This window comes from Sinorhizobium terangae (genome assembly GCF_009601505.1).
GTDB classification, from domain to species: Bacteria; Pseudomonadota; Alphaproteobacteria; order Rhizobiales; family Rhizobiaceae; genus Sinorhizobium; species Sinorhizobium terangae.
Genome location: NZ_WITC01000078.1, coordinates 64,355 through 77,519, shown reverse-complemented (window position 1 = coordinate 77,519; position 13,165 = coordinate 64,355). Strand labels below are relative to the sequence as shown.

Here is a 13,165-nt window from a genome sequence, read left to right as displayed (position 1 = left end):
CGGCATGCGGATCAGGAAGGGCCTCTATTGGTTTTCCTTCGTCTGTCCCATGATCTCCTGGGCAGTGAAGTTGATGCCGCAGGTCGGGAAGGCGTTGCCGACGAAGAAGTTGTCCGACTGGTCGGGATAGAAATCCTGGCCTTCCTTGAAGTTCGGATCCTCGACGATCGCCAGCGGCAGCTTGATCGATTGCGGCACCACCTGTCCCTCGAGTGCGGCGATCGCCGTCTTGATGGCAACGGCCACCTGAGCCGGGCCGGTGCCGGCCGACGAGCACTTCAGCCCCTCTCCGGCATGCTTGGCGCAGAACTTGCGGAAGCCGTTCTCCGTCTCGCCGCCGAAGGGGACGAAGGGATGGCCGGCATCGATCATCGCCTGCACCACGCCGGTGTCGCCGCCCTGTGCGGTGATACCGTCGAATTTCTTGTGCACGGCGATCGCATCGGCGGTCGCCTTCTGCGCCGTCGGGTCGTCCCACTTGCCGATCACCTCGACGACGTCCCATTTCTTGCCGGTCGCCGCGAAGGTTTCGTGAATGCCGTTGTGGCGGTCGGTATCGACCGACGTGCCGGCGACGCCGCGCACCTCAAGGATTTTGCCGCCCTCCGGAAGATGTTTGGCGAGCCAGTTTGCCCAGAGCACGCCTAGGCCCTTCTGGTCGACATTGACGTTAATGGCGTCCTGCGTATCGAGAATGTTGTCGAAGGCGACCAGCACGACGCCCGCTTGCTTGGCGCGCTTGATGACCGGTCCGAAGGCGGTCGGGTTCTGGGCGTTGACGATGACCGCGTCATAGCCGGAGTCGATGAAGTTGTTGATCGCCGATATCTGCGCCGGTACGTCCTCACCGGTGGAAACGACCTTGAACTCCTTGAGCTTCGCCGCGACGTCCGGTTGCGCGGCATAGGCCTTGGCCGTCTGGATCATCTGGATGCGCCACGTATTGGCGATGAAGCCGTTGGCGAGCGCGATCCGATAAGGACCGTCTTTCTTCGGGAACTTGAAGAACTTCGTTTCGGGCGTCCAGGGCACGAAACAATCCGGTTCGGCCGCCGGACCGCTGACGATTTCGGGTTCGGCATATGCTGTCGTCGATAGAAGCGTGAGCGCAGCGGCCGTGAGGATGCCGCTGACGAATGTTCTGGTCATCGAATTCCCTCCCATTTGTGGTTATGCGGGACAGGGCATCGAAACAGGGGCCGTTAGAACATCCCGCTTTGGGTGGAATCACGAAAAGCGTCCTGGTACGTTCACTACAGCGCCGCGCGCCTTACCGGACGCACAAAGGACGCTGTAGCCCTTTGAAGTGCTGCATGTTTTTACCCTTAAATCGGCTAGGATTTAAGGAAACATGGAGTAGAACGCACAAGGCTCGAGACGTCGAGCATTCGCCGCAGACAGCGCCTACGCTCGTTGCCAATCCGGCACGACATGTCGATACGCGAGTCCAGTGACGTCAGACAGGTCTCCTCCCGAAACGTCACAAGCGGGGATGGTAGCGCTACCAACAGGCGTTGTAAAGCGGCGCATTCTGGGCGCATGGCGGTCAGAATGCAGGTACAGCCGCGCGCATGGTGCTCTCGCGAATCTTCAACTCAAAGCCGAGGTCTACGACTGCTCGCCGTGGCCGCTCGCCGTCAATGGCGGCCCGCGCCATGGCGATGGCGCGCTGCCCGATCTCGTATCGAGGGGTGCGCACGCTGGTGATGGAAGGCGACGCGACCTCCATCATTTCCAGATCGTTGAAGCCGGCGATGCTGATTTGCGCCGGAACCTTCAAGCCTGCGCGATGGCAGGCGAAGAGTACGCCGAGCGCCAGATCGTCATTGTTGCAAATGACGCCGTCGAGATCAGGGGTCTTTTCGAGCGCCTTGTGGAACAGACTTACGCCCATCGACACGCTCGAGGGCGAAATGGTTGTTGTCACGAGCGCCACGTCGAAGCGTTCGGCCTCGCGCATCACCGCTTCGTAGCCAGCGAGGCGCCGCCGCGAACGCGGGTCCATGCGGGCGCCGAGAAATCCTATCCGCTTGCAGCCGACATCGATCAGGTGTCGCGCCACCACCTTACCGGCCTCCAGGTGGGAAAAGCCGATCATCATGTCGACCGGATCCGGCCCAATTTCCATGATCTGCACAACCGGGCAGCCGGCCTCTTGCAGCATCTGCCGTGTCGTCGGCCCCTGATCGATGCCGGAAACGATCAGCGCCGACGGACGCTGGCCGAGGAAGACCCTCAGCAATCGCTCCTCCTCCTCATCGGAATAATGCGTGTTGCCAAACTGGATCTGCAGCGGGCAATTCCCCAGACCATCGTGGATGCCGCGCAAGACTTCGGAAAAGACATTGTTCGTCAGCGACGGAACGAGTACACCGATGACATCGGCGCGCGCCGAGGCCAGCGCACGCGCGCTCGGGTTCGGCACGTAGCCCAGTTCATTGACGGCCGCGGCGATGCGCTGGCGCAGTTCCGGCGATACGCGCTCGGGATCGCGCAGCGCGCGCGAAACCGTGATGCTGCCGACGCCGGCCAGACCCGCAACATCTGCGAGCGTCGGACGGCCGCTGCCACGCCGCGATCGGTTCCTGACTTCGCTGTCGTTGGACGACGCCACACCCCGCCTCAATCTGGCCTATCGGCGATGCTTGCCGCGCGGGAGAATTGCGCATGGCCTAGCGCTCCCCTCATCCGACTATCTTACGGCTTGGCATCAAAAGAAAGAACTCTCTGGCGTGCGGCGACCGCCTTGCCGGTAGGCATTGGTCAAGCAGCGACAGCCGGACAACGAAACAGCGCGGCACGACGGCCGCGCTGTTTGTGCGATCCAATGTCGGTACTGTCACTCAGCGTGAAGTGACGGTTTGAAGCGACCAGCAAACGCTTCGATCGAACCGCGCCCGAAGCGCCTCAGCCGGCGCCTGACCAGAACGGACATGACGCGGGCGGCGGTGGAAAAGGTCATCTCGTCGAGCGGGCCATCGCCGCTCCAGGGCTTGCTAAGCCGATCGGTGACGATACCGATCATGTTGGCGGGCATGATATCGGTGCAAGGTTTCATCCAGTCGAAAATCTCGCTGATGGACAGGACCTTGCCTTCGAAGCGTACGGTCGGTTCAGGCATCCCCTCATCCCAGTCGTCATAGGCCTCGAGTGCATCTCGAAACAGATTCTGCAGGGTGATGGGGGCGTGCCCTTCGTAAAGGGCGGGCAGGAAATTCGTCATTAGGGTCTCCTCCGATTGGATAGGCCGGAAACGCGAAATGGCCAATTCTGTCAGCAGTAACGGATTGTGATGGGCCTTCACAAAAAGTGCAGCGGCAGTATGGTTCAAAGCAACGGGTAGCGCAAACACAATCGATTGAAACACTGTATTTTTTCCCGGTCTCCGAAGGCAAGGCATGCTTCAAGAACGGACAAGGAGCTGAATTTTTTGGAATAATTTACCCTGTGGAAAACAGTCACACGGTCAGATGTCGCCGCGCCTCCGGCGTATCCAGCGTCTCGGCTGGTCCCTCGTGCACGAAAGCACCGCGGTCCATGATGTAGACGTGATCGGCAAGCTCGCGGCAGAAGTCGAGATATTGCTCGACGAGCAGGATCGCCATGCCGGTCGAATCCCGCAAGTATCTGATCGCGCGGCCAATATCCTTGATGATCGATGGCTGGATGCCCTCAGTCGGCTCGTCGAGCACCAGGATCTTGGGGCGGGTGACGAGCGCGCGACCGATGGCAAGCTGCTGTTGCTGGCCTCCGGAAAGATCCCCACCGCGCCGGCTGAGCATGGATTTCAGCACCGGAAACAGGTTGAAGATGTCATCGGGTATCGAGCGCTCGGCCCGCTTCAGCGGCGCATAGCCGGTTTCGAGATTCTCCCGGACGCTGAGCAAGGGGAAAATCTCGCGGCCCTGCGGCACGTAACCGACGCCGAGCTTTGCCCGGTGAAACGGCGCCAGGCCGTCAAGCCGCGTGCCGCTGAAGGAGATCGTGCCGCTCGTCACCGGATGCTGGCCGGTGATCGCCCTGAGTAGGCTCGACTTGCCGACGCCATTGCGCCCGAGCACGCAGGTGATCTTTCGCATCTCCGCCCTGATCGAGACGTTGCGCAGGGCTTGTGCTGCGCCGTAGTGAAGGCTGACGTTTTCAACGCTCAACATGGGTTGTTCCTTCCACGTGCTCTCGATCATCGGCCGAGATAGTTTTCGATCACCTTCGGATCGCTGCTGACGAATTCGATCGAGCCCTCCGCCAGCACCGAGCCCTCCGCAAGGCAGGTCACCTTGACGCCGAGTTCACGGATGAAGCCCATGTCGTGCTCAACGACGACGACCGAGCGGGTCCTGGCGATTTCCTTAAGCAGCACGGCCGTCTCTACCGTCTCCGCATCGGTCATGCCGGCCACCGGCTCGTCGACGAGCAAGAGCTCCGGTTCCTGCGCGAGCAGCATGCCGATCTCCAGCCATTGTTTCTGGCCATGTGAGAGGTTAGCGGCAAGGTCGTCGAGGCGCGCCGCGAGCCGCACGGTCGAAAGGATCTCCTCGATGCGGGTCCTGTCCTCGCCGGTCAGGCGATAGAACAGCGTCGCGAAGACGCCGCGGCTGCGGTTCAGCGCCAGTTCCAGATTGTCCCAGACCGTGTGGTTCTCAAAGACGGTCGGCTTCTGGAACTTCCGCCCGATGCCGAGCTGCGCAATCTCCGCCTCGTCCTTGCGTGTCAGATCGATATCGCCCTTGAAGAAGACCTCGCCCTCGTCCGGCCGGGTCTTGCCGGTGATGATGTCCATCATGGTCGTCTTGCCGGCACCGTTCGGACCGATGATCGCCCTGAGTTCGCCGGGTTCGATGACAAAGGAGAGCGAATTCAACGCCTTGAAGCCGTCGAAGGAGACGGAGACGCCGTCGAGATAGAGGAGGCTCCTGGGCTTCTTCTCGGTCATGACAATCACTCCGCGGCCATAGGTTCGGCGGCGGCAAGGCTCGCCACTTTGTCGTTCTCGCCTTCCTTTCGGGCGGCCTCGCGATAGGCCTTTCGGCGGGCAAGATATTGCTGTGCGGTGCCGACCACGCCCTTCGGCAGAAAGAGCGTGACGAGCACGAACAGCCCGCCGAGCGCAAACAGCCAGAATTCCGGGAAGGCCGCGGTGAAGATACTCTTTCCGCCGTTGACGAGGATTGCACCGATGATCGGGCCGATCAGCGTGCCGCGGCCGCCGACCGCCGTCCAGATCACCACCTCTATCGAATTGCCGGGCTCGAACTCGCCGGGATTGATGATGCCCACCTGCGGCACGTAGAGCGCGCCGGCGACGCCGGCCATCATCGCCGAAACAGTGAACGCGAAGAGCTTCATGTGTTCGACGCGATAGCCGAGAAAGCGGGTGCGGCTTTCCGCGTCGCGCAGCGCCACAAGCACCTTGCCGAACTTGGAGCGCACGATGCCCGAGGTAATGACGAGCGAGATGGCGAGCGCCAGGGCGGAGGCGGCAAAGAGGGCGGCGCGCGTGCCGTCCGCCTGGATGTTGAAGCCGAGAATGTCCTTGAAGTCGGTGAGGCCGTTGTTGCCGCCGAAGCCCATGTCGTTCCTGAAGAAGGCGAGCAGCAGGGCATAGGTCATGGCCTGGGTGATGATCGACAGATAGACGCCGTTGACCCGCGAGCGGAAGGCGAACCAGCCGAAGACGAAGGCAATGAGCCCCGGCACGAGCACCACCATCGGCGCCGCGAACCAGAACATGTCGAAGCCGTACCAGAACCAGGGCAGTTCCTTCCAGTTGAGGAACACCATGAAATCCGGCAGCAGCGGATTGCCGTAGGAGCCGCGCGCGCCGATCTGGCGCATCAGGTACATGCCCATGGCATAACCGCCAAGCGCGAAAAAGGCGGCGTGGCCGAGCGAGAGAATGCCGCAGAAGCCCCAGACGAGATCGAGCGCTAGCGCGAGCAGCGCATAGGTCAGGTACTTGCCGAAGAGCGAGACCAGATAGGTCGGCACGTGCAGCGGATGGTTGGGCGCCGTTAGCAGATTGAGCGCCGGGACAAGAACGGCCAGCGCCAACAGGATCGCCACGGCGATGACGATGGTGCGGTCGAGCGACTTGACGAGGAACGAGGTGATCATGCTTCCACCGCCCGACCTTTAAGTGCAAACAGCCCGCGCGGCCGCTTCTGGATGAAGAGGATGATCAGCACGAGCACGAGGATCTTGCCGAGCACGGCGCCGGCATAGGGCTCGAGGAACTTGTTGAGGATGCCGAGCGAGAAGGCGCCGACCAGCGTGCCCCAGAGATTGCCGACGCCGCCGAAGACCACCACCATGAAGCTGTCGATGATGTAACCCTGGCCGAGGTTCGGCGAGACGTTGTCGATCTGCGAGAGCGCGACACCCGCCATGCCGGCAATGCCGGAGCCGAGCGCGAAAGTGAGCGCATCGACAACGGGCGTGCGGATGCCCATCGAAGATGCCATGCGCCGGTTCTGCGTCACGGCCCGCATCTGAAGGCCCATCGGCGTCTTCTTCAGGAGGAAGAGCAAGCCGGCAAAGACGGTGAGCGCAAAAAGGATGATCCAGAGACGGTTCCAGGTGATCGTCAGCCCGCCAAGCTCGAAGGCGCCGGACATCCAGGAGGGATTGCCGACCTCCTGGTTTGTCGGACCGAAGATCGAACGCACCGCCTGCTGCAGGATCAGCGATATGCCCCAGGTGGCTAGCAGCGTCTCGAGCGGGCGGCCGTACAGGAAGCGGATGACGCCCCGCTCGATCGCCAGACCGACGGCGCCGGTGAGCAGGAAGGCAAGCGGCAGCGCGATCGCAAGCGACCAGTCGAAAAGGGACGGAAAGGATGTGCGCACGACGTCCTGGACGAGGAAGGTCGTATAGGCACCAAGCATGACCATTTCGCCATGCGCCATGTTGATGATGCCCATGACGCCGAAGGTGATGGCAAGGCCGATTGCGGCAAGCAGCAGCACCGAGCCGAGCGAGAGCCCGTACCAAACGTTCTGGCCGGCCGCCCAAAGCGCCTGGACTTGTTCGATGCTCGCAAGCGCCGCCTCGATCTCCGGCTTCAGGGTCTTGTCGGCGGTGCCGAGAGCGGCCGACAGAATCGAGAGCGCCTCACGGCCACCGCTTTGCTTCAGGGTTTGAACGGCCTGCCGCTTCTCCTCGCTGGACCGCTCGGAAGCGAGGACCGCCGTCGCGCGCGCTCGTTCGAGCAATCCGCGGATAGCCGCATCCTTCTCGGCAGCGAGCGCGTTCTCGATGGTCGGGAGCGCGTCCGCATTGGGCGACTGCAATACCGATTGCGCGGCCTTGAAGCGTTGACTGCGATCGGGGCTCAGCAGCGTCAAACCGCCGAGCGCCGTGCGCACGGCACGGCGCACGCTGTTGTTGACCTTGATCTTCTGCAGCGCGCTCTTCGGCGCCTCGCCGACGCTCTCGCCGGAAAGCGGATCCGTTAGCACCAGGTCCGCCGCGCTTTCATGCGTCACGAACACCTGGCCATCGGCCTTGCGGGCATAAAGATTGCCGTCGCCGAGCGCTTCGAGGACCGGCACGATCTTGGGATCGCCGCTCTTCGCGAGTGCCGCGATATGTTCGTCCATGTCGGAGAGCTTCGCCGTGCCGAGCGCGTTCACGAGATCGCGCAGCTGCTCCTCAGCCCTCAGCCCCGCAGCCGGGATCACGATCAAAAAGATCAGGGCCACAAGCACGGTTTGTAAGATGCGGTACATTCGCCCCTCGCATGGTTTCGCGTCGGTTTGCAGCGCGGCATCGGTGAAAATGCCCCTCCGTCCGGATGGACGCTTCCGGACGGAGGGTATTTCGATCTATCGGTTCGTCATGAAACGACGTTGTCGAAGAAGGCCGATATGGTCCTTTCCGAGAACAAGTTCTTCGTCATGAAATCAGGAGCCTTTGCCGCCGCATTTTCCCGTGGCGATGTTGAAGTTGCCGCAGGACATCGGCGCCCGCCAGTCGGCGATCAGGTCCTTCGAATCCGGCAGGTAATCCGACCATTCGTCGCCGACCACGAGGCCGGGGGTCTCCCAGACCGTCTCAAACTGGCCATCCGCCTGGATCTCGCCGATCAGCACCGGCTTGGTGATGTGATGGTTCGGCATCATCGTGGAATAGCCGCCGGAGAGGTTCGGCACGGAGATGCCGACCATCGCATCGAGCACGGCGTCGGTATCGGTGGTGCCGGCCTTTTCGACCGCCTTCAGCCACATGTTGAAGCCGATATAGTGGGCTTCCATCGGGTCGTTGGTCACCCGCTTGTCGTTCTTGGTGTAGGCCTTCCAGGTCTTGATGAATTCGGCATTGGCTGGATTGTCGACCGACTGGAAGTAGTTCCAGGCGGCGAGGTGACCGACGAGCGGCCCGGTGTCGAGGCCGGCAAGTTCCTCCTCGCCGACCGAGAAGGCGACGACCGGGATATCCTCGGCCTTGACGCCCTGGTTGGCGAGTTCCTTGTAGAACGGCACGTTCGCGTCGCCGTTGATCGTCGAGACGACGGCGGTCTTCTTGCCGGCCGAGCCGAACTTCTTGATGTCGGAAACGATCGTCTGCCAGTCGGAATGGCCGAAGGGCGTGTAGTTGACCATGATGTCCTCGGGCTTCACGCCCTTGGAGATCAGATAGGCTTCGAGGATCTTGTTGGTGGTGCGCGGATAGACGTAGTCCGTGCCGGCGAGCACCCAGCGCTCGACCTCTTCGTTCTCCATCAGATAGTCGACGGCCGGGATCGCCTGCTGGTTCGGCGCGGCACCGGTATAGAAGACGTTGCGCTGGCTTTCCTCACCCTCGTACTGGACGGGATAGAAGAGGATCGAGTTCAATTCCTCGAAAACCGGCAGCACGGATTTGCGCGAGACCGAAGTCCAGCAACCGAAGACGGCCGAGACCTTGTCGACAGAAATGAGCTCACGCGCCTTTTCGGCAAAGAGCGGCCAGTCGGAAGCCGGATCGACGACGACGGCCTCCAGCTTCTTGCCGAGCAGGCCGCCCTTCTTGTTCTGCTCATCGATCAGCATGAGCATGGCGTCTTTCAGCGTCGTTTCGGAGATTGCCATAGTGCCGGAAAGCGAATGAAGAATGCCGACCTTGATCGTGTCCTCGGCGGCGAAGGCGCCATTAAACGCGGTCGTCGCAAGGGCGGCAGCGAGGAATGCGCCGCAAACGCGTGCCCTGATAGTCATCGGATTGAACCCCTCTAGTTCTGGTCGCCGCAACGGGGCGGTGCTTGTTCTTGGCCGTTGCTTTACCGATCATCCGATGTTCGTGCTGCGCTGCACATACGCCATTCTACGTAGGTGGCGGGGGGAAGAAGGAAGATTTGCCCGAGTAATTCAGGAAGCTCCCTGTTCAGAGCGTGGAGATCTGAAAATCACAACAAGACCGACGACCAGAACCACGAGCAGGATGATGTGAAATGTCTTGTCAGCCGTGGTCTGCGGGCCGATCCCCACGGCGATGGTGAAAGCGCCGACCAACGTCCCGAGAAGCGCAAATCCCTGAACCGCGAGGGCGATGAGGCGCGTCCGCCTTGGCGCGACGATGCAAGCCAGCAGGCCAAGGATCAGGACTGCCGCAATCACGCCCTCCGCGGTCGCGGCGCGCGAATGCTCGTAGCCTTGATACAGAATGCCGGCGTGGACGAGTGAGGCGGCTGCAAACAGTATGGCCTCTAATCCGAGTATCGATCTTATCGAGGGGACAGGCATCACATTGCTCCTCCTAGCGCATCGGCCCGAAAATCGGACCCGATTTTCGGAAAGCACGATGCGTGGAATCAAAGAGTTAGAGCGTCCTTTGTGCGTCCCAAAGGACGCACGGCGCTGTAGACAGCTGATCCGACAATGGGTCTAGCATCATTGGGGGGCCTAGCATCACCGGATCACTTCGCCGTGAGGCCTACGGCGCCGCGCGCCTAACGAGACGTGCTGTAGCACTTTGAATTGCTGCATGTTTTATCCTCAAATCGGCTTGGATCTAAGGAACCGTGCGGCAGGCTCCGGCTTGAATCGAGAGCAAGCCGCTCCAATTCCCTCCAGCAAGTTCAGCCTGCATCCGGAGGGCGCCGATGGACGTCTTTTCCTCAAAAGCCGGATTTTTCTCTGGTCGAATGCGGTTTCTCGCGCTGGCGGCGCTCGCCTCGGGCGTCGCTCTCGGCCCGGCACGCGCGGACGTTCTCGCCCGCGTTCCCGCGGCGCGCGAAATGGCGGTCTGCGGCGACACAGTGTTCGTCGGAACCAAGGGGTCCTCGGTCTATGCCGTGCCGTTGTCCGGCGGCGGCGCCCGACGAGTCGCCCGCGGGTTCTCCGCTGCGAACGGTGTCGCATGCACTGGCGATCGATTGTTCGTCGCATCGAGGGACAGCGTAACCGCGTTCGACATCGGACGCGGGGGCGCTCTGACCGGCAGGCGCGATATTCGCCGCGGCCTGCCGAATTCGGGGGCCCATAGTTATCGCTATATCGCCGTTGGCCCCGATTCCCGGCTCTATGTCTCGTTCGGCTCGCCTTGCAACATTTGCCGGCCGCGCGGGCTGCAGGGCACGATCGTCAGCATGAACCAGGACGGGTCCGACCTTCGGCGCGTCGCCTGGGGTGTGCGCAACTCGGTCGGCTTCGACTGGCGCGGCGGCACCATGTACTTTACCGACAACGGCGCCGACGGAATGGGCGACGATATCCCGCCCGATGAGCTCAACGGGCTTCGGCCGGGCGGCTTTTACGGCTTTCCGTATTTCGGAGGCCAGACGCGGCTCGAAGGGTTTGAGGACGCATCGCCGCCCGAGCGCCAGATTCCGCCCGTCTTCGACTTTCAGGCGCACGTCGCGGCCCTCGGCATCCATTTCTTCCGCAGCCTCGGCGGCGACGCTCTGGTGGCCCAGCACGGCAGCTGGGACAGATCGGTTCCGGTCGGGTATCAGGTGGTGCGGGTGCGCTTCCGTGGCGGCCGGCCGGTCTCGGCAACGACTTTCCTTAGAGACGTCGGCCGGCCAGTGGACGTCAAGGAGGCGCCCGACGGTTCCATCCTCGTATCCGACGATGCCGGAGGAGCGGTTCACATCTTCAGGCGATGACACGGGACAGCGCCGCTTCACCGCCTCACCGCGGCAGGATCTGTTCATAGGTGCACTGGCGCGGATCCTTATCCGGCCTCCAGCGCATCAACTTTGTGCCGTGACGAAAGCGCCGGTTGCTGACATGGTCGAATCTTACCTCGACGACGAGTTCCGGACGCACCGGCTCCCATTCGCCGCTCCGCTCGCTGTTCCAACGGCTGGGGCCGCCCGGAGTCTTGCCGGTAAAGCCCGGTGGTTCGCGCAAGGCCTCGAGCCGGCGCGTCAGCGCAGGCCGTTCTTTGTCGGAGATCGTCGCGGTGAAGCCAACATGGTTCAGCGTTCCGTCTGCGTCGTACAGGCCGAGCAAGAGCGAGCCGATCTTCGCACTGTCGCTTTCGTACCGGAAGCCGCCGACGACGCAATCGGCCGTCTTCAGGCGTTTGACCTTCAACATTGCCCGCTCTCCGCATTCGTAAGGGCCGTCACGGTTTTTTGCGACAACGCCATCGGTGGCGCCTGCTTCCCACCCGGTGAGCCAGCGCTCGGCTTCACGCCTGTCAAGCGTGAATGGCGAAAGCTCGAGCTTGTCCGTGATGGCGTTCTCCCTGGCGAAGGTTTCGAGCGCCGCTCGCCGGACAGCGAGCGGCTCGCCGGTGAGGATTGCGCCATCTGTGCCGACCAGGACGTCGAAGAGGATGAGCTTGGCGGGCGTCTGCTGCGACAGCTTACGAACGCGGCTCGCCGCCGGATGCAGGCGCATCTGCAGCGCGTCGAAGGAAAGCCGTCCATCGACCTCGATTACCAGTTCGCCGTCGACCACGAATTGCGCGGCGCCCAGTTGCCTCAGCACGGCGACGACTTCCGGGAAGAAGCGCCCGAGCGGCTTTCCGGATTTCGCGCGGAGATCGACCTCTTCACCTGACTTGAAGGCAAGGCAGCGAAACCCGTCCCATTTCGGCTCGTACTGCCATGCACCATCAGCCGGGAGCTCCTGAGCCGAGCGCGCCTCCATCGGCGCTGTGCTGACGGGCAACACGAAGCCGCCGGCAGGTGACACTGCGCCGGTGGCGCTTACTTTTCGGGCTGGCCGCGATGCCCTGGCCCGCTTCGCTGGTCTTTCACGCGTGCGCAGCGCCATTGTCCAGCCCCGCTGGTTCAGCCTGACGCCGCGTTCCTTCGCCCAGCCGTGAGACTTGCCAAGCTGCCAGAGGAAGGCCGCGGCTGGCAAGGTCGGCGAAGTCAGTCGTTTCCTGGTCGAGGGATTCCGCGATGCCTGCTTTGCCGCAACCGGCGTTATGGTCGGAAATGGTGGCAGGTCTTTCGTTATTGGGCCTGGCAGCTTTCCTGGCCATCGCAGCACTCCTTTGGTCGAGTAGCAACGGACACAAAACCTCGACCCACAGGCGTTAGTTCCGCCCGCGGACCAGGACGAACGGCGGAGAGAGGAAGCAGCGGTCAAGGTCGCGCCTCGCGAAGACGATTGACGGCGAATCAGACATTCCGTCTGGCCGCAGCATGATTTTTCCGGTTATTGGAAATCCGTGAGCGCCGGCGGCTATGATGGGCACATCAACAAAAGGGAAAAATCATGAAAGCACGAATCAAATGGGTTGAAGAACGGACGTTCGTCGGCGAGTCCGGAAGCGGTCACAAGCTGGTATTCGGAACGGCTTCCGGCTCGGAGGGGAGGACACCCGGACCGAGCCCGATGGAACTGGTGTTGATCGGGGCAGGCGGTTGCTCGACCTATGACGTCGTTCACATCCTCGAAAAAGGCCGCGAGGCAGTCGAGGACTGCACCGTCGAGCTCGAAGCGGAACGAGCCGAGACCGACCCAAGGGTCTTTACCCGCATCCACATGCACTTCGTGGTGAAGGGGCGCGGCCTCGCGGAGAAAAAGGTGGAGCGGGCGATCGCCCTGTCACTCGAAAAATACTGCTCGGCGTCGGCGATGCTCGCCAAGACCGCGACGATCACGCATGATTTTGTCGTCATCGACACGGCCGCCCAGAGCGGGTGACCGTTTGACGCTTGCTTTCGCCCTTTCCCCATTGCATAAATTTCACGCACTGGCTGAATGTGCCGTGAAAAGAGGCATAC

General features: G+C 62.1%; 13 protein-coding genes. 2 read left to right on the top strand and 11 right to left on the bottom strand.

What is annotated here, in order from left to right; genetic code table 11:
- Positions 1-24: 24 nt before the first annotated feature.
- The 9 genes from GHK62_RS19325 to GHK62_RS19285 all read right to left on the bottom strand — a co-directional run bounded on the left by GHK62_RS19325 (position 25) and on the right by GHK62_RS19285 (position 9,719).
- Positions 25-1,149, bottom strand: coding sequence for a sugar ABC transporter substrate-binding protein (locus tag GHK62_RS19325; protein WP_153440740.1), 1,125 nt, complete (start codon positions 1,147-1,149; stop codon positions 25-27).
- A gap of 397 nt (positions 1,150-1,546) precedes the next feature.
- The gene (gntR, locus tag GHK62_RS19320) at positions 1,547-2,614 is read right to left on the bottom strand and encodes an HTH-type transcriptional regulator GntR (RefSeq protein ID WP_184108479.1); all 1,068 of its coding nucleotides are present in this window, start codon (positions 2,612-2,614) and stop codon (positions 1,547-1,549) included.
- A gap of 225 nt (positions 2,615-2,839) precedes the next feature.
- Positions 2,840-3,223: a BRA0787 family protein gene (locus tag GHK62_RS19315; protein WP_153440738.1), complete on the bottom strand. Its 384-nt coding sequence runs from the start codon at positions 3,221-3,223 to the stop codon at positions 2,840-2,842.
- Positions 3,224-3,458: 235 nt separating this feature from the next.
- Positions 3,459-4,154 (bottom strand): urea ABC transporter ATP-binding subunit UrtE, encoded by a 696-nt coding sequence (gene urtE / locus GHK62_RS19310; protein WP_153440737.1) that lies wholly within the window; start codon positions 4,152-4,154, stop codon positions 3,459-3,461.
- Between the two features lie 26 nt (positions 4,155-4,180).
- Positions 4,181-4,933 (bottom strand): urea ABC transporter ATP-binding protein UrtD, encoded by a 753-nt coding sequence (urtD, locus tag GHK62_RS19305; RefSeq protein ID WP_153440736.1) that lies wholly within the window; start codon positions 4,931-4,933, stop codon positions 4,181-4,183.
- 5 nt (positions 4,934-4,938) lie between these two features.
- The gene (gene urtC, locus GHK62_RS19300; RefSeq protein WP_153440735.1) at positions 4,939-6,114 is read right to left on the bottom strand and encodes an urea ABC transporter permease subunit UrtC; all 1,176 of its coding nucleotides are present in this window, start codon (positions 6,112-6,114) and stop codon (positions 4,939-4,941) included.
- Positions 6,111-7,727: an urea ABC transporter permease subunit UrtB gene (urtB, locus tag GHK62_RS19295; RefSeq protein WP_153440734.1), complete on the bottom strand. Its 1,617-nt coding sequence runs from the start codon at positions 7,725-7,727 to the stop codon at positions 6,111-6,113. Before urtB ends, urtC begins: the two co-directional genes overlap by 4 nt.
- Before the next feature lie 174 nt (positions 7,728-7,901).
- Complete coding sequence (urtA, locus tag GHK62_RS19290) at positions 7,902-9,194, bottom strand: urea ABC transporter substrate-binding protein (RefSeq protein WP_153440733.1); 1,293 nt, start codon at positions 9,192-9,194, stop codon at positions 7,902-7,904.
- Positions 9,195-9,344: 150 nt separating this feature from the next.
- The gene (locus GHK62_RS19285; RefSeq protein WP_153440732.1) at positions 9,345-9,719 is read right to left on the bottom strand and encodes a hypothetical protein; all 375 of its coding nucleotides are present in this window, start codon (positions 9,717-9,719) and stop codon (positions 9,345-9,347) included.
- 359 nt (positions 9,720-10,078) lie between these two features.
- Here GHK62_RS19285 and GHK62_RS19280 point away from each other — a divergent pair, with 359 nt between their 5' ends.
- Positions 10,079-11,083 (top strand): PQQ-dependent sugar dehydrogenase, encoded by a 1,005-nt coding sequence (locus GHK62_RS19280; RefSeq protein ID WP_153440731.1) that lies wholly within the window; start codon positions 10,079-10,081, stop codon positions 11,081-11,083.
- A gap of 25 nt (positions 11,084-11,108) precedes the next feature.
- On the opposite strand, the gene GHK62_RS19275 is transcribed toward GHK62_RS19280, so the two are convergent.
- Together GHK62_RS19275 and GHK62_RS19270 are read right to left on the bottom strand one after the other, a co-directional pair.
- Positions 11,109-12,203 (bottom strand): ATP-dependent DNA ligase, encoded by a 1,095-nt coding sequence (locus tag GHK62_RS19275; RefSeq protein WP_153440730.1) that lies wholly within the window; start codon positions 12,201-12,203, stop codon positions 11,109-11,111.
- Positions 12,184-12,417: a hypothetical protein gene (locus tag GHK62_RS19270; RefSeq protein WP_153440729.1), complete on the bottom strand. Its 234-nt coding sequence runs from the start codon at positions 12,415-12,417 to the stop codon at positions 12,184-12,186. Before GHK62_RS19270 ends, GHK62_RS19275 begins: the two co-directional genes overlap by 20 nt.
- 236 nt (positions 12,418-12,653) lie before the next feature.
- Between GHK62_RS19270 and GHK62_RS19265 the strand changes: the two genes are divergently transcribed.
- Positions 12,654-13,085 (top strand): OsmC family protein, encoded by a 432-nt coding sequence (locus GHK62_RS19265; RefSeq protein WP_153440728.1) that lies wholly within the window; start codon positions 12,654-12,656, stop codon positions 13,083-13,085.
- The last annotated feature ends 80 nt before the right edge of the window (positions 13,086-13,165 follow it).

Excerpts from the sequence above, each read along its gene's own strand:
- GHK62_RS19275 (WP_153440730.1), bottom strand. The coding sequence starts at position 12,203 with ATGGCGCTGCGCACGCGTGAAAGACCAGCGAAGCGGGCCAGGGCATCG.
- urtC (WP_153440735.1), bottom strand. The coding sequence starts at position 6,114 with ATGATCACCTCGTTCCTCGTCAAGTCGCTCGACCGCACCATCGTCATC.
- GHK62_RS19285 (WP_153440732.1), bottom strand. The coding sequence starts at position 9,719 with ATGCCTGTCCCCTCGATAAGATCGATACTCGGATTAGAGGCCATACTG.
- urtD (WP_153440736.1), bottom strand. The coding sequence starts at position 4,933 with ATGACCGAGAAGAAGCCCAGGAGCCTCCTCTATCTCGACGGCGTCTCC.
- urtB (WP_153440734.1), bottom strand. The coding sequence starts at position 7,727 with ATGTACCGCATCTTACAAACCGTGCTTGTGGCCCTGATCTTTTTGATC.
- GHK62_RS19270 (WP_153440729.1), bottom strand. The coding sequence starts at position 12,417 with ATGGCCAGGAAAGCTGCCAGGCCCAATAACGAAAGACCTGCCACCATT.
- GHK62_RS19280 (WP_153440731.1), top strand. The coding sequence starts at position 10,079 with ATGGACGTCTTTTCCTCAAAAGCCGGATTTTTCTCTGGTCGAATGCGG.
- GHK62_RS19315 (WP_153440738.1), bottom strand. The coding sequence starts at position 3,223 with ATGACGAATTTCCTGCCCGCCCTTTACGAAGGGCACGCCCCCATCACC.
- GHK62_RS19265 (WP_153440728.1), top strand. The coding sequence starts at position 12,654 with ATGAAAGCACGAATCAAATGGGTTGAAGAACGGACGTTCGTCGGCGAG.
- urtE (WP_153440737.1), bottom strand. The coding sequence starts at position 4,154 with ATGTTGAGCGTTGAAAACGTCAGCCTTCACTACGGCGCAGCACAAGCC.
- GHK62_RS19325 (WP_153440740.1), bottom strand. The coding sequence starts at position 1,149 with ATGACCAGAACATTCGTCAGCGGCATCCTCACGGCCGCTGCGCTCACG.
- urtA (WP_153440733.1), bottom strand. The coding sequence starts at position 9,194 with ATGACTATCAGGGCACGCGTTTGCGGCGCATTCCTCGCTGCCGCCCTT.